Raw genomic sequence first — 16,273 nt, 5'->3', positions numbered from 1 at the left:
CCGACCGAAGGATTCCTTATCGGCGTTTGCGGTGAGTATGGGGTGGGGGAATTCTCCCACTGTCTGGCTTGTCGCTTGCAGAAGCCGCGCATGTCCCTCCACCCCCGACAGGTTCCTAGCCTAGAACATACAAGCCGCGACCTCGCGGTGAATTAGTCAGGCACCGCCGATAGGCTGTCAGGCTGCAATCGTTTCGCCCCGAGGTCGGGGCTCCCACAGGTTGGTTTGAGTGACCGCTCCTGCCTTGTAGCCGCCTCTTTGATGGCGCCTGAAAGATGCAAGCAACGCCCAGACGGCCCGTCCTGGGCTAACCCAGCTCACTCATTCGCACCATTAAGGTGCGCGCTGGCGCACCGATTTCTATACTCGTCCCAAATTGGCACACGCGCATCAGCGCCACTGCGCCGAAAAGAAGCCAATTGCGCGGTTTTATCGCCGCATGCGCTTCTTTGCAGGGCTTTGGTTTGCTTCTTGCATTTTCTCCAGCATCGCCGCGATCCGGAACATCTGCTCCCTCGCCGGCCCTTCTGCCCATACCGCACGAGGAACGAATTTTGGCTGGCCCACACCCGCAACGAGACTTGCCATGCTGCGCCACGTTGCCAGACAACGGCCCTGCCGCGCTCCAGGCAAGCTGCATGCTGGCGGGCGCAGAGCGATGATCATCAACGACGCCCTGCACCGCCTGCTGCTCGACAACCTGACCACGGCGACCCTGCTGCTCAACGCCGATCTGCGCCTGGACTACATGAACCCTGCCGCGGAAATGCTTCTGGCCGTGAGCGGCCAACGTAGTCATGGCCAGTTCATCAGCGAACTGTTCACCGAAACCCGCGAGGCCCTCGGCGCCCTGCGCCAGGCGGTGGCCGAGGCCCATCCGTTCAACAAGCGCGAAGCGGTGCTGACCACGCAGACCGGCCAGAGCCTGACCGTCGACTACGCGGTGACGCCGATACTCAGCCGCGGCGAAACCATGCTGCTGCTCGAGGTGCACCCGCGTGACCGGCTGCTACGCATCACCAAGGAAGAGGCCCAGCTGTCCAAGCAGGAAACCACCAAACTGCTGGTACGCGGCCTGGCCCACGAGATCAAGAATCCACTGGGCGGCATTCGTGGCGCGGCCCAGCTGCTGGCCCGCGAACTGCCGGAAGAGAGCCTGAAGGATTACACCAACGTGATCATCGAGGAGTCCGACCGTCTGCGAAATCTGGTCGACCGCATGCTCGGCTCCAACAAACTGCCGTCCCTGGCGATCACCAACGTGCACGAAGTGCTCGAGCGCGTCGCCAGCCTGGTGGAAGCGGAAAGCCAGGGCAGCGTGGTACTGGTGCGCGACTACGACCCGAGCATTCCCGACCTGATCGTCGACCGCGAACAGATGATCCAGGCGGTACTCAACATCGTGCGCAACGCCATGCAGGCGCTGGCCTCCAAACCCGAGTTGCGCCCAGGGCGCATCACCCTGCGCACGCGCACGCTGCGTCAGTTCACCATCGGCTACATCCGCCATCGTCTGGTGACCAAGATCGAGATCATCGACAACGGCCCGGGCATCCCGCCGGAACTGCAGGAAACCATCTTCTATCCCATGGTCAGCGGGCGTGCCGACGGCACCGGCCTCGGCCTGGCGATTACCCAGAACATCATTAGTCAGCATCAAGGCCTGATCGAGTGCGAGAGCCATCCCGGGCAAACCGTGTTCTCGATCTTTCTGCCGCTGGAACAAGGAGCAACTCCGACATGAGCCGCAGTGAAACCGTATGGATCGTTGACGACGACCGCTCCATCCGTTGGGTCCTGGAAAAGGCCCTGCAACAGGAAGGCATGAGCACCCAGAGTTTCGACAGCGCCGATGGCGTGCTGGGCCGCCTCTCGCGTCAGCAGCCAGACGTGATCATCTCCGACATTCGCATGCCCGGCTCCAGCGGCCTGGAGCTGCTGTCGAGCATCCGCGAAATGCACCCGCGCCTGCCGGTGATCATCATGACCGCCCATTCCGACCTGGACAGCGCCGTGGCGTCCTACCAGGGCGGTGCGTTCGAATACCTGCCCAAACCCTTCGACGTCGACGAAGCGGTATCGCTGGTCAAGCGTGCCAACCAGCACGCCAAGGAGCAGCAGGGCCTGCACGTGCCAGCCGCCCAGGCGCGCACCCCGGAAATCATCGGTGAAGCACCGGCGATGCAGGAGGTGTTCCGCGCCATCGGCCGCCTGAGCCACTCCAACATCACCGTGCTGATCAATGGTGAGTCGGGCACGGGCAAGGAGCTGGTCGCCCACGCCCTGCACCGCCACAGCCCCCGCGCCGCTTCGCCGTTCATCGCGCTGAACATGGCGGCGATCCCCAAGGACCTGATGGAATCCGAGCTGTTCGGCCACGAGAAAGGCGCCTTTACAGGCGCGGCCAACCAGCGTCGCGGACGCTTCGAGCAGGCAGATGGCGGCACCCTGTTCCTCGACGAGATCGGCGACATGCCGGCCGACACCCAGACCCGCCTGCTGCGCGTGCTAGCCGACGGCGAGTTCTACCGGGTGGGCGGCCATACGCCGGTCAAGGTCGACGTGCGCATCATCGCCGCCACGCACCAGAATCTGGAAAGCCTGGTGACCGCCGGCAAATTCCGCGAAGACCTGTTCCACCGCCTCAACGTGATTCGCATCCATATTCCGCGCCTGTCGGATCGTCGCGAAGACATCCCGACGCTGGCCCGCCACTTCCTCAGCCGTGCGGCAACCGAGCTGGCGGTCGAGCCCAAGCTGCTGAAAAGCGAAACCGAGGATTACCTGCAGCAGCTGCAGTGGCCCGGCAACGTGCGCCAGCTGGAGAACACCTGCCGGTGGATCACCGTGATGGCCTCGGGGCGCGAAGTGCATGTCGATGACCTGCCGCCGGAACTGCTTGTGCAGCCCCAGGACAATGCGCCGGTCAGCAACTGGGAGCAGGCGCTGCGTCAGTGGGCCGACCAGGCGCTGGGCCGCGGCCAGTCGAACCTGCTCGACAGCGCGGTGCCGGCCTTCGAGCGGATCATGATCGAGACCGCCCTCAAGCACACCGCCGGCCGACGCCGCGATGCCGCCCTGCTGCTAGGCTGGGGGCGCAATACCCTGACCCGCAAGATCAAGGAGCTGGGCATGAACGTCGACGGCTCCGAAGACGACGACAGCGACGACAACTAAGCCGTCACTGCGACACCCAGACGCCGCGTCCCTACCAGGGCGCGGCGTTTTTTGTGGGTGATAACGCGCGTCTTCCACTGCACCACCGCCGCTGTGAACGTAGCCTGCGGTTGAGCAATGCGAAACCCAGGAAATGCCCCCGGGTGTCGCTACGCTCGACCCGGGCTACTGCGCCTGACCTGCCTCAAGGTCATTACAAATGCACGCCATCAGCGCACGACAGGTGCATTCATGCACCCGAGCGGAACATTCGCGAAGCGACACCTGGTGGATGACAACGTGGCAATAACCGCCAGAGCCCAGTATCCATGGGCCCTGCAACGAATTCATGAAAACTGGCACGCCAACTGCAATGGTACTGACAACCCAGTTTCGGGGACCTTGGTACAGGCAGGCCGGGGATTCCCCTCTTTCTTTGGGAGCCTCGGTACAGGCAGGCCGGGACCTCCCTTCTTTCTTCGGGGACTCTGATACAGGCAGATCAGATAATCCCCCTTTTCTTCGGGAGCCCTGGTACAGGCAGGCCGGGAACTCCCTCTTTTCTTCCTAGCGCGGCGCCAGACGAACCGTCAGGCGCCAGCGGCCCTCCACCTCTTCGGCATCCATTTCAGCGCGCAGCGGGCGAGCTGCCACCACGCGCACCTCCAGCTCACGCTCATCACGCACCACGCGCCAGTTGGCGGCGCGCCCGGCAATCTGCAACTGGCCCTGGCGCTCCCGACCCAGCCCCTCGAAGCGCAGCGCGAAGGTGCCATGAGCGTCGCTGACCTGCACGTGCGGCTCGACGTTGAACCACAGCAGCAAGCGGTCGTCCTGAACTTCCACGTCTTTGAGGTGCATGGCGTCCGGGTGGAACAGCCGGCCGATCATCAGGCCGACCAGGAAACCGAAGATCGCCAGCGAGCCGATCACGCGCATCCAAGGACGCGGCCTTGGCGGCTTATCCGGCGTAGAATGGCGCCCGTCTTCTGGCCTGGAGCCGTGCATGTTTCATGTAATCCTTTTTCAACCGGAAATTCCGCCCAATACCGGCAACGTTATCAGGCTTTGCGCCAACAGCGGCTGCCACCTGCACCTGGTCGAGCCGCTGGGTTTCGAACTGGACGACAAGCGCCTGCGCCGCGCCGGGCTCGATTATCACGAATACGCGCCGCTCAAGCGCCACGCCAGCCTGGAGGCCTGCCTGGAAAGCCTCGGCCAGCCGCGGGTGTTCGCCTTCACCACCAAGGGCTCGCAGCCTTTCCATGAAGTGGCCTACCAGCCGGGCGATGCCTTCCTGTTCGGCCCGGAGAGCCGCGGCCTGCCGGCCGAGATTCGTGATGCCCTGCCCGAATCGCAGCGCGTGCGCCTGCCGATGCGCGAAGGCTGCCGCAGCCTGAACCTGTCCAACACCGTGGCCGTCGCGGTGTATGAAGCCTGGCGCCAGAACGGCTTCGCCGCTAGTTGAACGGCGGTATTGCGACTTTGTAGCGCAGCGATACCCGGGGCAGGCCATCCCTGGGTATCGCTTCGCTCAACCGCAGGCTACGAGGTCAGGACAGGCCCACAAAAAAACGCCCCGAAGGGCGTTTTTCGTGCAGCGACCGCGGGCTCAGTTAGCCTGCTGACGCTGCAGCTCCTGGGCGTACAGAGCGTCGAAGTTCACCGGGGCCAGCATCAGCGCCGGGAACGAGCCGCGTACCACCAGGCTGTCCAGGGTTTCGCGAGCATACGGGAACAGGATGTTCGGGCAGAACGCACCCAGGGTGTGGCTCATGGAAGCGGCGTCCAGACCTTTGATCAGGAAGATGCCGGCCTGCTGTACTTCGGCGATGAAGGCGGTTTCTTCGCCGTTCTTCACGGTCACCGACAGGGTCAGTACCACTTCGTGGAAGTCGCCTTCCAGGGCTTTCTGACGGGTGTTGAGGTCCATCGAGACGCTCGGCGTCCACTCCTGGCGGAAGATCTCGGGGCTCTTCGGCGCTTCGAAGGACAAGTCACGCACGTAGATGCGCTGCAGAGAGAACTGAGGAGTCTGCTCGTCTTGGACGGCACCGGTAGCTTGTTCGGTCATGGGGCAAAGCCTTCTGCTGTATGGACGTAAAGGAAGGTTCTAAATCGATCAGGCATCGAGCAGCGCATCGAGCTTGCCGGCCCGTTCCAGGGCAAACAGGTCGTCGCAACCACCCACATGGGTTTCACCGATCCATATCTGCGGCACCGAGGTGCGGCCAGCCTTGCGCGTCATCTCGGCGCGCACGTCTGGCTTGCCGTCGACACGGATCTCGTCGAACGACACCCTTTTGCTGGTCAACAGCTGCTTGGCGCGGATGCAGTAGGGGCACCAGTCGCTGGAGTAGATGACGACCTTGGCCATGTCACTTCACCACGGGCAGGCTGTCGCCACGCCAGGTGGCGATGCCGCCGCCCAGGCGCGCGGCGGTGAAGCCGGCCTTCTGCAATTCACGGGCGGCGGTGCCGGCCTGCTGGCCCAGGGCATCGACGACGATGATGGTCTTGGCCTTGTGCTTTTCCAGCTCGGCCAGGCGCGAGGCCAGCTTGTCGTTGGGGATGTTCAGGGCGCCGACGATATGGCCGGTGTCGAAATCCTTCTTGCTGCGAATGTCGACCACCACGCCTTCGTCACGGTTGATCAGCGCCGTCACTTCACGGCTGCTCAGGCTTTTTCCGCCCTTGCTCAGTTCGGTGAAGATCAGCAGCGAAAGGATGATGACGAACAGGCCGCTGAGGATGAAGTGGTTGGTGGCGAATTCAATGAGGTTGGCAAGCATCACGCGGTTCCGGGACGGTAAAATGCCGGCCAGTATACACAGCCCGGTGAGTCCACCAAAGGCCGCACGGCGGTGACGGGATCTTTCCGGGGCCGTAGAATGTCAGACCGATTTCAGTGGGTCGCCTTGCCAGGCGACCGCCTCCGGATCGCCGCGGGCGAGTACGCGCTCGCCGCCGGCCTTCATTGCGTCCCCTAAGCAGAGCGAGCCCCGTATGAGCGCAGCGCCCAAACCCCTGGTCCTGGTCATTCTCGACGGCTTCGGCCACAGCGAAACCCCCGAGCACAACGCCATTTTCGCCGCCAACACGCCGGTCTACGACCGCCTGCGTGCCACCCAGCCCCACGGGCTGATTTCCGGCAGCGGCATGGACGTCGGCCTACCGGATGGCCAGATGGGCAACTCCGAGGTCGGCCACATGAACCTCGGCGCCGGCCGCGTGGTGTATCAGGACTTCACCCGGGTGACCAAGGCGATCCGTGACGGCGAGTTCTTCGAGAACCCGGCCATCACCGGCGCCGTGGACAAGGCCGTGGGTGCCGGCAAGGCTGTGCACATCCTTGGCCTGCTGTCCGACGGCGGCGTACACAGCCATCAGGATCACCTGGTAGCGATGGCCGAGCTGGCCGCGCGCCGCGGCGCCGAAAAGATCTACCTGCACGCGTTTCTCGACGGTCGCGATACCGCGCCGAAAAGCGCCCAGAGCTCCATCGAGCTGCTCGACGCCACCTTCGCCAAACTCGGGAAGGGCCGCATCGCCTCGCTGATCGGCCGCTACTTCGCCATGGACCGTGACAACCGCTGGGATCGCGTCGCCCAGGCCTACAACCTGATCGCCGATGGCAACAGCCAGTTCCAGGCGGACACCGCCGTGGCTGGCCTGCAAGCCGCCTATGCCCGCGAGGAAAGCGACGAGTTCGTCAAAGCCACCAGCATCGGCGAGCCGGTCCGGGTCGAGGATGGCGACGCCGTGGTGTTCATGAACTTCCGTGCCGACCGCGCCCGCGAGCTTACCCGCGCCTTCGTCGAGCCGGGCTTCGACGCCTTCGAACGCGCCCGTGTGCCGCAGACCGCCGGCTTCATCATGCTCACCCAGTACGCGGCGAGCATCGACACGCCCAGCGCCTTCAAGCCCGAGCCGCTGGTCAACGTGTTCGGCGAATACCTGGCCAACAACGGCAAGACCCAACTGCGCATCGCCGAGACCGAGAAGTACGCCCACGTCACCTTCTTCTTCTCTGGCGGCCGTGAAGAGCCGTTCCCGGGCGAAGAGCGCATCCTGATCCCGTCGCCGAACGTCGCCACCTACGACCTGCAGCCGCAGATGAACGCCCCCGAAGTGACCGACAAGATCGTCGACGCCATCGAGAACCAGCGCTTCGATGTGATCGTGGTCAACTACGCCAACGGCGACATGGTCGGCCATACCGGCGTGTTCGAGGCAGCGGTCGCCGCGGTGGAATGCCTGGATACCTGCATGGGCCGCATCGTCGACGCCCTCGACAAGGTCGGTGGCGAAGCACTGATTACCGCCGACCATGGCAACGTCGAGCAGATGCAGGACGAATGCACCGGCCAGGCGCACACCGCACACACCTGCGAGCCGGTACCGTTCATCTATGTCGGCAAGCGCCAGGTGAGCATCCGCGAAGGCGGCGTGCTGGCGGATGTGGCACCCACCCTGTTGACCCTGATGGGCCTGCCGATTCCCAAGGAAATGACCGGCACCAGCATCGTCACCCTCGGCTGACCCCACAGGCGAAGGCTCGGGGCGGCGCAGCAGCGCTGCCCCACCGGTCGACCGCCTGCCACCTTGGGTCGGCATCTGCACCAGGGACGTTTTTTTTACCCGGAACCAAGGGCATACTAAGCCGGTTCCCCGCCAGGTATCGCCTGCACCATGCTCCGTGTCCTCACCTTTATCCTCATGACCAGCCTGCTGGCACCAGCTTTCGCCGATCAGAAAGCCGATACGCAAAAGCAGCTGGATGCGGCACGTGCCGACGTCAGCGAATTGAAGAAACTGCTGGAGCAACTGCAGCAGGAAAAATCCGGCGTGCAGAAGCAGCTCAAGACCACCGAAACCGAAATGGGCGAGCTGGAGAATCAGGTCAAGGGCCTGCGCGAAGAGCTGCAGGAGAGCGAGGAAGAGCTCAAACGCCTCGATCAGGAGAAAAAAAAACTCCAGGGCGCGCGCCTTGAACAGCAACGGCTGATCGGCATCCAGGCCCGCGCGGCCTATCAGGGCGGGCGCCAGGAGTACATCAAGCTGCTGCTCAATCAGCAGAACCCGGAAAAATTCTCCCGCACCCTGACCTACTACGATTACCTCGCCGAAGCGCGCATGGGTCAGCTGACGGCCTTCAACGAGACGCTTCGCCAACTGGCCAACGTCGAGCAGGACATCAGCCATCACCAGCAGCAACTGCAGGCGCAGAAAGGCGAGCTGGACAGCCGCAGCGCCCAGTTGGCCGAGGTACGCAAAGAGCGTCAGCAGGCACTGGCCAAGCTGAACAAGGATTACGCTGCCCGCGACCAGCGCCTCAAGGCTCGTGAGCAGGAGCAGGCCGAACTCGGCCGCGTGCTCAAGACCATCGAGGAAACCCTCGCCCGCCAGGCCCGTGAAGCCGAGGCGCAGCGCCAGCGCGAGCTCGCCGCTGCGCGCGAGAAACCCAGCGCACCGGCAGCCACCGGCAAGCGTGCCGAAAGTGGCCCGCTGGTCAGCTCCGGCGCCACCTATGGCGGGCCGTTCGCCAACGCCAAAGGCAAGCTGCCATGGCCAGTCAATGGCCGCGTTGTTGCAAGATATGGAACCCCACGGGGCGAAGACGCTCGGACTAAGTGGGACGGCGTGCTGATCGGCGCCACCGCCGGCAGTCAGGTACGCGCCGTGCATGGCGGTCGAGTGGTTTTCGCAGACTGGTTGCGCGGTTCCGGGCTTCTGGTCATTCTCGACCATGGCAATGGTTATCTGACCCTTTACGGGCACAACCAGAGCCTGCTCAAGGACGCCGGAGACATCGTCAAAGCCGGGGAACCCATCGCCACCGTCGGTACCAGCGGCGGCCAGGACACCCCAGCACTGTATTTCGCGATTCGCCAGCAGGGCCGCGCCAGCGATCCGGCCCAATGGTGTCGGGCGCAAGGATAAGCGCCATCTCATTGTCGTAGGAGTTAGTTCGAATGCCGCATCTGTCCCGCCTCACCTCCCTGGCCCTGGCGATTGCCCTGCTCGGTGGCGCACCTGTGCTGCATGCCGACCAGGCTCCGATCACCCCGCCGCCGGCCGCCGACCAGAATGCAGCGCCGCTGCCCCTGGACGAGCTGCGCACCTTCGCCGAGGTGATGGACCGCATCAAGGCCGCCTACGTCGAGCCGGTCACCGACAAGGAACTGCTGGAGAACGCCATCAAGGGCATGCTCAGCAACCTCGACCCGCATTCGGCCTACCTAGATCCGAAGGCCTTCGCCGAGCTGCAGGAAAGCACCAGCGGTGAGTTCGGCGGCCTGGGCATCGAAGTCGGCACCGAGGACGGTTTCATCAAGGTCGTCTCGCCCATCGACGACACCCCGGCCTCCAAGGCAGGCATCCACCCCGGCGACCTGATCGTCAAGATCGACGGCAAACCCACCAAGGGCCAGTCGATGATGGAAGCCGTGGAGAGAATGCGCGGCAAGGCCGGCAGCAAGATCGTCCTGACCCTGGTGCGCGAAGGCGGCAAACCGTTCGACGTCGAGCTGACCCGTGCGGTGATCAAGGTCACCAGCGTACGCAGCCAGATGATCGATCCGGGCTACGGCTACATTCGCGTCACCCAGTTCCAGGTCAACACCGGCGAGGAAGTCGGCAAGGCCCTGAACAAGCTGCGCAAGGAAAACGGCAAGAAACTCAGCGGCCTGGTGCTCGACCTGCGCAACAACCCCGGCGGCGTGCTGCAATCGGCCGTGGAAGTGGCCGACCACTTCCTCAAGAAGGGCCTGATCGTCTATACCAAGGGGCGCATCCCAAACTCGGAACTGCGCTTCTCCGCCGACCCGCTGGACGCCAGCGAAGGTGTGCCGCTGGTGGTGCTGATCAACGGCGGCAGCGCCTCGGCCTCGGAGATCGTCGCCGGCGCCCTGCAGGACCACAAGCGCGGCATCGTCATGGGCACCGACAGCTTCGGCAAGGGCTCGGTGCAGACCGTGCTGCCGCTGAACAACGACCGCGCCCTGAAGATCACCACGGCGCTGTACTTCACGCCCAACGGCCGTTCCATCCAGGCCCAGGGCATCGTCCCGGACGTGGAAGTGGCACGCGCCAAGCTGACACGCGAGAGCGACGATCCGACCCTCAAGGAAGCCGATCTGCAAGGCCACCTGGGCAATGGCAACGGCGGCGCTGATCGCCCGAGCCAGGGCGCGCCCGGCAAGCCGGCACGCCCGCAGGACGACGACTACCAGCTGAGCCAGGCGCTGAACCTGCTCAAGGGCCTGAACGTCACGCGCGCCGACTGAACGTCGGCCGTCACCGAAAAGCCCCGGCGCAGGCAACTGCACCGGGGCTTTTTATTGCCTGAATGGCTGTCACCCTCGCGACAGGCCGGCCGCATTCGCGCCGAGGTCGGCGCTCCTACACGGTCGTGAACTGCACAGAATCTTGTAGGAGCCCCGCCTCGGGGCGAACAGTGGGTACGCCGCCGATACCGCGCTAAGCCCACAATCGTTCGCGCCGAGGTCGACGCTCCTACATGGTCGGTGAACTACTCGGGTTCTAGTGGGAGCCCCGCCTCGGGGCGAACAGTGGGTACGCCGCCGATACCGCGCCAAGGCCACAATTGTTAGCGCCGGGGTCGACGCTCCTACACAGTCGGTGAACTGCGCGGGATCACGTAGGAGCCGCGACCCGCGGCGAATAGTGGCTGCAACGCCGATAGCGCGCTAAGACCGCAATCGTTCGCGCCGGGGTCGGCGCTCCTACACGGTCGGTGAACTGCGCGGGATCACGGCGAATAGGCGCCCGTCACAAGTAATTATTGGTCATCTCGTCGATGAAGCCGTCATTACGCATCTCGTCGAGCGCCTTCTGCAGGCGCTGCACCACTTCGTCCGGCGTGTCCTTGTTGAGCGCCAGGTAGAGCTCAGCCTCGTTGAAACGCAGCACGGTGTGGAGCCCCGTGACGCCCTCCTGCTTGGCCAGGTAGCGACCGACCGGGTCGGTGGTGGCCCACAGGTCGATCTTGCCGCCGGTGAGCTTCTTGACGTTCTCCTGGTCACGCAGCGCGTTGACCGGCGCCAGGCCCTGGCTTTCCAGGTGCTGGCTCACCGCATCGTTCTTGTAGGCGCCGATGGTGTATTGCCCGGCATCCTTGAGGCTCTTCACGGTGACCTCGTTGCCTGGCGCCGAGAGCAGCACCCAGCCGGTCTTGGCCAGCGGGCCGACCCACTTGAACAGCGGCTGGCGCTCGGGGGTGAAGGTGGTGGAGAACAGGCCATAGTTGGCCTTGTCGAGGGTCAGCTTGTAGAGGCGATCCCAGGGGAAGCGCAGGGTCAGGCTGTACTTGATGCCAGCCCGCTTGAACATCTCGCGAACGATTTCGGCATTGATGCCATCGATACCGTCGTCACGGGCGAAGTTCTTGTCGTCCACCGCCATATTGAACGGCGGGAAGTTCTCGGTCAGCAATACCATCTTGTAGTCGGCTGGCAGCTCGGCCCTGGCCGTGCAGGCGATCAAGGTAAGCCCAAGTAGTGCAATGCTCTTCAAACTGCTCAACATCTGTCGTCCCCGCCACGTGGTTATGATTATGGTTGGCGGCCTCCTGCCGAACTTCGCACCACCACCGTCCTGGCAATGGCTGCCGTGCACAAGGCACACGGCAGCATGAACGCCGAATCATCGCCACGCCAGCGCCCCCTCAGCGCCTCGGCGTGCCCTTCATACGACCTTCAGGGCTAAAGATAGCTGTTGAGAATGCTGTCGACGATCCCCTCAGCGCGCATCTTGTCCAGTTCCGACTGCAGCTTCTGTACCACCTCGTCCGGCACGTCCTTGTTCAGTGCAAGATACAGTTGCGCGCTGTTGAAACGCAGCACGGTCTTCAGGCCGCTGACGCCTTCCTGGCGGGCCAGGTAACGCCCTGCCGGGTCACCAGTGGCCCACAGGTCGATCTGCCCGGCCATCAGCTTCTTGGCATTTTCCTGGTCGCGCAACGAGGTCACGGGCTGCAGGCCTTCCTTTTCGAGGTGCTCGGCGATGGCGTCGCCCTTGTAGGCGCCGATCCGGTACTGCTTGGCCTGCTGCAGGTTGTTGACCACCAGCTTGCTGTCACCGCGCGCCAGCAGCACCCAGTCGTCCGGGCCGATGGGGCCGACCCACTTGAACAGCGCTTCGCGCTCGGGCAGCCGAGCGGTCACGAACACGCCGTAGCCGGGCTTCTCGAGGGCGAGTTTGTAGATACGATCCCAGGGAAAGCGCAGGGTGAGGCTGTACTTGATGCCGGCGCGCTTGAACATTTCGCGCACCACGTCGACGGCGATTCCATCAACATTGTCTTCCTGGGCGAAGTTCTTGCCGTTGATCGCCATGTTGTACGGCGGGAAGTTTTCCGTCAGCAACACCACGTTGTAGTTCGGGTCGATTTCGGCGCGCGCCACCGATGCCATCAAGAGCAGGGCACTGGCCGCTGCCAACCACAGACGTTTGCACATGTACTGGACTACCTGTCATTCAAAGCGTTGACGGGCGGCCGGAAAGGTAGCGCCCGGAGTGACCGGGCGTCTGGGCAGAAGTAGCGAGCTAGACGCTCTGGCTTGACCCGATCCTTGTCACACGGGTGCTAGCTTAGCGCCATTAGCGGGCATCCAAAAGGCCAATCGCACCAGTTTGGACGCACCACTGGCGCCTGCGCGGCTCAGCGCACAACGATACCGCGGCTGGCCATGTAGGCCTTGGCTTCGGGCACGGTGTACTCACCGAAGTGGAAGATGCTCGCCGCCAGCACCGCGGCAGCCTTGCCTTCGATGATGCCGTCGGCCAGGTGCTGCAGGTTGCCGACGCCGCCGGAGGCGATTACCGGAATGCCCACCGCTTCGCTGATGGCACGGGTCACGCCCAGATCGTAGCCGCTCTTCACGCCGTCCTGATCCATGCTGGTGAGCAGGATCTCGCCGGCGCCCAGGCCTTCCATCTTCATCGCCCACTGCACGGCATCGAGGCCGGTCGGCTTGCGGCCGCCGTGGGTGAAGATTTCCCAGCGCGGCGCTTCGCCCGGGCCGGACACCTTCTTGGCGTCGATGGCGACGACGATGCACTGCGAGCCGAAGCGCGAGGCCGCCTCGCCAACGAATTCGGGGGTGAACACCGCAGCGGTGTTGATCGACACTTTGTCGGCACCGGCGTTGAGCAGGTTGCGGATGTCCGCCACGCTGCGCACGCCGCCGCCCACGGTCAGCGGGATGAACACCTGGCTGGCCATGCGCTCGACGGTGTGCAGCGTGGTATCGCGGCCATCGACGCTGGCGGTGATGTCCAGGAAGGTGATCTCGTCGGCGCCCTGCTCGTCGTAGCGACGGGCGATTTCCACCGGATCGCCGGCATCGCGGATGTTCTCGAACTTGACGCCCTTGACCACGCGGCCGTTGTCCACGTCCAGGCAAGGAATGATGCGTTTGGCCAATGCCATGCTGAAACCCTCTCTAACCGGCTGCGCCGCACATCCGCGGCGTTGCGTCTGAAGCGGCTCGCTCGCTTGGCGAGGACTTCAGAGCGTGCTTAATTCTTGAAGTTGTCGCAGAACGCCTGCGCTTGCGCCACATCCAGGGTGCCTTCGTAGATCGCGCGGCCAGTGATGGCACCGACGATGCCCGGCGACCGGGCCAGCAGCAGCTTCTCGATATCACCCAGGTTGTGGATGCCGCCGGAAGCGATCACCGGGATGCGGCTGGCGGCAGCCAGGGCGGCGGTGGCTTCGACGTTGCAGCCCTGCATCATGCCGTCCTTGGCGATATCGGTGTAGACGATCGCCGAGACGCCATCGGCCTCGAAACGCCTGGCCAGATCGGTGGCCTGCACGGTGCTGACTTCTGCCCAGCCGTCGGTGGCGACGAAGCCATCCTTGGCGTCCAGGCCGACGATGACCTTGCCCGGGAAGGCCTTGCAGGCGTCGGTGACGAACTGCGGATCTTTCACGGCCTTGGTGCCGATGATCACGTAGCTGACGCCGGCCTTGACGTAGTGCTCGATGGTTTCCAGCGACCGGATGCCGCCGCCGATCTGGATCGGCAGGTTCGGGTAGCGCTTGGCGATGGCGGTAACCACTTCACCATTGACCGGCTGACCCTCGAAGGCGCCGTTGAGGTCGACCAGGTGCAGACGACGGCAGCCGCCCTCGACCCACTTGGCGGCCATGCTCACCGGGTCATCGGAGAACACCGTGGAATCTTCCATGCGGCCCTGGCGAAGGCGTACGCAGGCGCCGTCCTTGAGGTCGATAGCGGGAATAATCAGCATCTGCAGCACCTTGTCTAGTTCAGCCGGCCTGGGCCGGGATCAATCTTTCTCGAGCGCCCACAGGTCGACTTCGAGGCTCTCGAAGCGCTCGCGCAGCAAACTGTGCGCATCGGTGATCGCTCGGTTGTAGTAATGCGGGGCGATGTCGCGCCCGAACAGTTCGAGCAGCTCCAACACCTCGAAGGAGCCCAGTTCCAGCTCGAAACGGTCGCTCAGAAAGCGCTGCAGCTTGTGCACCGCATCGCTTTCCTGCTCGGGCGTGAGCGTCAGGATCGGGCTCTTGAGCCGCGCCATCTACCAGCGGCCATCCCAGGCGGCGAAGTTCTGCAGCAGCTGCAGGCCATGGGTGTGGCTCTTCTCCGGGTGGAACTGCACGGCGAAGCGCGAACCGTCGGCCAGGGCCGCGGCGAAATCCTTGCCGTAGTGACCACGGCCAACCACCTGCTGCGCCTTGGCCGCCTCGATGTAATAGCTGTGCACGAAGTAGAAGCGCGCCTGCTCGGGAATGTTGTGCCACAGCGGATGCTTGACCGCCTGGCTCACCTCGTTCCAGCCCATGTGCGGGACTTTCAGCGGCTCACCATCCTCGACCATGCTCTTGCCGAAGAAGCGCACCTGGCCGGGAAACAGGCCGATGCAGTCGACGCCGTCGTTCTCTTCGCTGCGCTCGAGCAGCGCCTGCATGCCCACGCAGATGCCGAGAAACGGACGATCCTGGCTGACCTCGCGAACCAGTTCGTCGAAGCCCAGGCGGCGGATCTCGGCCATGCAGTCGCGGATCGCACCGACACCGGGAAACACCACGCGGTCGGCCTCACGAATCACCTGGGCATCGCTGGTCACTAGCACACGGCCGGCGCCCACATGTTCCAGCGCCTTGGACACCGAGTGCAGGTTGCCCATGCCGTAATCGATGACGGCTACCGTCTGCATCAGAGCACGCCCTTGGTCGATGGCATTTGCCCGGCCATGCGCGGGTCGAGCTCGACCGCCATGCGCAGGGCGCGACCGAAGGCCTTGAACACGGTCTCGATCTGGTGGTGGGTGTTCACGCCACGCAGGTTGTCGATGTGCAGGCTGACCTGAGCATGGTTGACGAAGCCCTGGAAGAACTCCTGGAACAGATCGACATCGAAGCCGCCGACCACCGCGCGGGTGAACGGCACGTGCATCTGCAGGCCGGGACGACCGGAAAAGTCGATCACCACGCGCGACAGCGCTTCGTCCAGCGGCACGTAGGAGTGACCGTAACGGGTCATGCCCTTCTTGTCGCCGACGGCCTTGGCGAAGGCCTGGCCGAGGGTGATGCCGACGTCTTCGACGGTGTGGTGGTCGTCGATGTGCAGGTCGCCCTTGCAGAAGATGTCCAGGTCGATCAGGCCATGGCGGGCGATCTGGTCGAGCATGTGCTCGAAGAACGGCACGCCGGTATCGAAGGTGGCCTTGCCGGTGCCATCCAGATTGATCGAGACCTTGATCTGGGTCTCCAGGGTATTGCGCTCGACGGATGCCGTACGTTCGGCCATCACCTGCTCCACAAAATCGTTGGGCGAAAGGGCGAACATTATAGGCTGATAAGCGGCAAAGCTATAAAGCCGTCCGGCAAAAATGCCGCGAAGGCGCACGTTGCACCAAAACGTGACAAGACGCTTCCCCCTACGCCGCCAAATCGCAGGCATAAAAAATCCCGCTGACGCACGGGGCGTCAGCGGGACCTTAATGTGACTCACGATATCGCGAGCTAGAGCCCTGCAAGGCAAAAACAGGCGAGGAAGCGGAATGTACTTTTGTACATGAGCATTCCGAGCCTGTTTTTAACGCCGCAGGGCCGACG

Annotated in this window: 17 protein-coding genes; 6 read left to right on the top strand and 11 right to left on the bottom strand. The window is 63.8% G+C overall.

What is annotated here, in order from left to right:
• Positions 1-658: 658 nt before the first annotated feature.
• Complete coding sequence (gene glnL, locus BVH06_RS24565; RefSeq protein WP_075935775.1) at positions 659-1,744, top strand: nitrogen regulation protein NR(II); 1,086 nt, start codon at positions 659-661, stop codon at positions 1,742-1,744.
• On the top strand, positions 1,741-3,177 hold the full coding sequence (gene ntrC / locus BVH06_RS24560) for a nitrogen regulation protein NR(I) (protein ID WP_075928786.1): 1,437 nt from the start codon (positions 1,741-1,743) through the stop codon (positions 3,175-3,177). The genes glnL and ntrC overlap by 4 nt, the downstream gene beginning before the upstream one ends.
• Positions 3,178-3,723: 546 nt before the next feature.
• On the opposite strand, the gene BVH06_RS24555 is transcribed toward ntrC, so the two are convergent.
• Entirely contained in the window at positions 3,724-4,164 is a 441-nt protein-coding gene (locus tag BVH06_RS24555) for a hypothetical protein (RefSeq protein WP_075935774.1), read from the bottom strand.
• On the opposite strand from BVH06_RS24555, the gene trmL reads away from it, so the two are divergent.
• Entirely contained in the window at positions 4,163-4,624 is a 462-nt protein-coding gene (gene trmL / locus BVH06_RS24550; RefSeq protein WP_075928784.1) for a tRNA (uridine(34)/cytosine(34)/5-carboxymethylaminomethyluridine(34)-2'-O)-methyltransferase TrmL, read from the top strand. The two genes, BVH06_RS24555 and trmL, sit on opposite strands and share 2 nt — an antisense overlap.
• 144 nt (positions 4,625-4,768) lie before the next feature.
• On the opposite strand, the gene secB is transcribed toward trmL, so the two are convergent.
• The 3 genes from secB to BVH06_RS24535 are packed head-to-tail and all read right to left on the bottom strand — an operon-like array spanning position 4,769 to position 5,948.
• Positions 4,769-5,230 carry a protein-export chaperone SecB gene (secB, locus tag BVH06_RS24545; RefSeq protein WP_075928783.1) on the bottom strand — a complete coding sequence of 154 codons (462 nt, stop codon included), beginning with the start codon at positions 5,228-5,230 and terminating at the stop codon, positions 4,769-4,771.
• Positions 5,231-5,278: 48 nt separating this feature from the next.
• Positions 5,279-5,533, bottom strand: coding sequence for a glutaredoxin 3 (gene grxC / locus BVH06_RS24540; protein ID WP_075935773.1), 255 nt, complete (start codon positions 5,531-5,533; stop codon positions 5,279-5,281).
• A 1-nt stretch (position 5,534) separates the two neighbouring features.
• Positions 5,535-5,948 carry a rhodanese-like domain-containing protein gene (locus BVH06_RS24535; protein ID WP_075928781.1) on the bottom strand — a complete coding sequence of 138 codons (414 nt, stop codon included), beginning with the start codon at positions 5,946-5,948 and terminating at the stop codon, positions 5,535-5,537.
• Between the two features lie 214 nt (positions 5,949-6,162).
• On the opposite strand from BVH06_RS24535, the gene gpmI reads away from it, so the two are divergent.
• The 3 genes from gpmI (at position 6,163) to BVH06_RS24520 (ending at position 10,445) form a co-directional block, all read left to right on the top strand.
• Positions 6,163-7,698, top strand: coding sequence for a 2,3-bisphosphoglycerate-independent phosphoglycerate mutase (gene gpmI / locus BVH06_RS24530; protein WP_075935772.1), 1,536 nt, complete (start codon positions 6,163-6,165; stop codon positions 7,696-7,698).
• 150 nt (positions 7,699-7,848) lie between these two features.
• The gene (locus BVH06_RS24525; protein ID WP_075935771.1) at positions 7,849-9,099 is read left to right on the top strand and encodes a murein hydrolase activator EnvC; all 1,251 of its coding nucleotides are present in this window, start codon (positions 7,849-7,851) and stop codon (positions 9,097-9,099) included.
• Between the two features lie 32 nt (positions 9,100-9,131).
• Positions 9,132-10,445: a S41 family peptidase gene (locus tag BVH06_RS24520; RefSeq protein WP_075928778.1), complete on the top strand. Its 1,314-nt coding sequence runs from the start codon at positions 9,132-9,134 to the stop codon at positions 10,443-10,445.
• Between the two features lie 505 nt (positions 10,446-10,950).
• Here BVH06_RS24520 and BVH06_RS24515 read toward each other — a convergent pair.
• The 7 genes from BVH06_RS24515 to hisB form a co-directional block, all read right to left on the bottom strand.
• Complete coding sequence (locus tag BVH06_RS24515; RefSeq protein ID WP_075935770.1) at positions 10,951-11,706, bottom strand: ABC transporter substrate-binding protein; 756 nt, start codon at positions 11,704-11,706, stop codon at positions 10,951-10,953.
• Positions 11,707-11,882: 176 nt separating this feature from the next.
• Positions 11,883-12,638, bottom strand: coding sequence for an ABC transporter substrate-binding protein (locus tag BVH06_RS24510; RefSeq protein ID WP_075928776.1), 756 nt, complete (start codon positions 12,636-12,638; stop codon positions 11,883-11,885).
• Positions 12,639-12,841: 203 nt separating this feature from the next.
• Positions 12,842-13,612, bottom strand: a complete 771-nt coding sequence (gene hisF / locus BVH06_RS24505) for an imidazole glycerol phosphate synthase subunit HisF (protein ID WP_013792997.1) — start codon at positions 13,610-13,612, stop codon at positions 12,842-12,844.
• Between the two features lie 89 nt (positions 13,613-13,701).
• Positions 13,702-14,439, bottom strand: coding sequence for a 1-(5-phosphoribosyl)-5-[(5-phosphoribosylamino)methylideneamino]imidazole-4-carboxamide isomerase (gene hisA, locus BVH06_RS24500; RefSeq protein ID WP_075928774.1), 738 nt, complete (start codon positions 14,437-14,439; stop codon positions 13,702-13,704).
• 39 nt (positions 14,440-14,478) lie between these two features.
• On the bottom strand, positions 14,479-14,733 hold the full coding sequence (locus BVH06_RS24495) for a DUF2164 domain-containing protein (RefSeq protein WP_013792999.1): 255 nt from the start codon (positions 14,731-14,733) through the stop codon (positions 14,479-14,481).
• On the bottom strand, positions 14,734-15,372 hold the full coding sequence (gene hisH / locus BVH06_RS24490; protein WP_075928773.1) for an imidazole glycerol phosphate synthase subunit HisH: 639 nt from the start codon (positions 15,370-15,372) through the stop codon (positions 14,734-14,736).
• Positions 15,372-15,965 (bottom strand): imidazoleglycerol-phosphate dehydratase HisB, encoded by a 594-nt coding sequence (hisB, locus tag BVH06_RS24485; protein ID WP_013793001.1) that lies wholly within the window; start codon positions 15,963-15,965, stop codon positions 15,372-15,374. Before hisB ends, hisH begins: the two co-directional genes overlap by 1 nt.
• Positions 15,966-16,273: the final 308 nt, after the last annotated feature.

Origin of the sequence: Pseudomonas sp. PA27(2017), from assembly GCF_001945445.1 — a bacterium.
In the GTDB taxonomy this organism is placed as follows: Bacteria; Pseudomonadota; Gammaproteobacteria; order Pseudomonadales; family Pseudomonadaceae; genus Aquipseudomonas.
Note: the sequence above shows the minus strand (reverse complement) of the source record. Positions and strands in the feature narration are given on the sequence as shown.

What these genes read in the sequence shown, in the direction of transcription:
- glnL (WP_075935775.1), top strand. Translation starts at nt 659, where the DNA reads ATGATCATCAACGACGCCCTGCACCGCCTGCTGCTCGACAACCTGACC.
- ntrC (WP_075928786.1), top strand. Translation starts at nt 1,741, where the DNA reads ATGAGCCGCAGTGAAACCGTATGGATCGTTGACGACGACCGCTCCATC.
- trmL (WP_075928784.1), top strand. Translation starts at nt 4,163, where the DNA reads ATGTTTCATGTAATCCTTTTTCAACCGGAAATTCCGCCCAATACCGGC.
- BVH06_RS24555 (WP_075935774.1), bottom strand. Translation starts at nt 4,164, where the DNA reads ATGCACGGCTCCAGGCCAGAAGACGGGCGCCATTCTACGCCGGATAAG.
- secB (WP_075928783.1), bottom strand. Translation starts at nt 5,230, where the DNA reads ATGACCGAACAAGCTACCGGTGCCGTCCAAGACGAGCAGACTCCTCAG.
- grxC (WP_075935773.1), bottom strand. Translation starts at nt 5,533, where the DNA reads ATGGCCAAGGTCGTCATCTACTCCAGCGACTGGTGCCCCTACTGCATC.
- BVH06_RS24535 (WP_075928781.1), bottom strand. Translation starts at nt 5,948, where the DNA reads ATGCTTGCCAACCTCATTGAATTCGCCACCAACCACTTCATCCTCAGC.
- gpmI (WP_075935772.1), top strand. Translation starts at nt 6,163, where the DNA reads ATGAGCGCAGCGCCCAAACCCCTGGTCCTGGTCATTCTCGACGGCTTC.
- BVH06_RS24525 (WP_075935771.1), top strand. Translation starts at nt 7,849, where the DNA reads ATGCTCCGTGTCCTCACCTTTATCCTCATGACCAGCCTGCTGGCACCA.
- BVH06_RS24520 (WP_075928778.1), top strand. Translation starts at nt 9,132, where the DNA reads ATGCCGCATCTGTCCCGCCTCACCTCCCTGGCCCTGGCGATTGCCCTG.
- BVH06_RS24515 (WP_075935770.1), bottom strand. Translation starts at nt 11,706, where the DNA reads ATGTTGAGCAGTTTGAAGAGCATTGCACTACTTGGGCTTACCTTGATC.
- BVH06_RS24510 (WP_075928776.1), bottom strand. Translation starts at nt 12,638, where the DNA reads ATGTGCAAACGTCTGTGGTTGGCAGCGGCCAGTGCCCTGCTCTTGATG.
- hisF (WP_013792997.1), bottom strand. Translation starts at nt 13,612, where the DNA reads ATGGCATTGGCCAAACGCATCATTCCTTGCCTGGACGTGGACAACGGC.
- hisA (WP_075928774.1), bottom strand. Translation starts at nt 14,439, where the DNA reads ATGCTGATTATTCCCGCTATCGACCTCAAGGACGGCGCCTGCGTACGC.
- BVH06_RS24495 (WP_013792999.1), bottom strand. Translation starts at nt 14,733, where the DNA reads ATGGCGCGGCTCAAGAGCCCGATCCTGACGCTCACGCCCGAGCAGGAA.
- hisH (WP_075928773.1), bottom strand. Translation starts at nt 15,372, where the DNA reads ATGCAGACGGTAGCCGTCATCGATTACGGCATGGGCAACCTGCACTCG.
- hisB (WP_013793001.1), bottom strand. Translation starts at nt 15,965, where the DNA reads ATGGCCGAACGTACGGCATCCGTCGAGCGCAATACCCTGGAGACCCAG.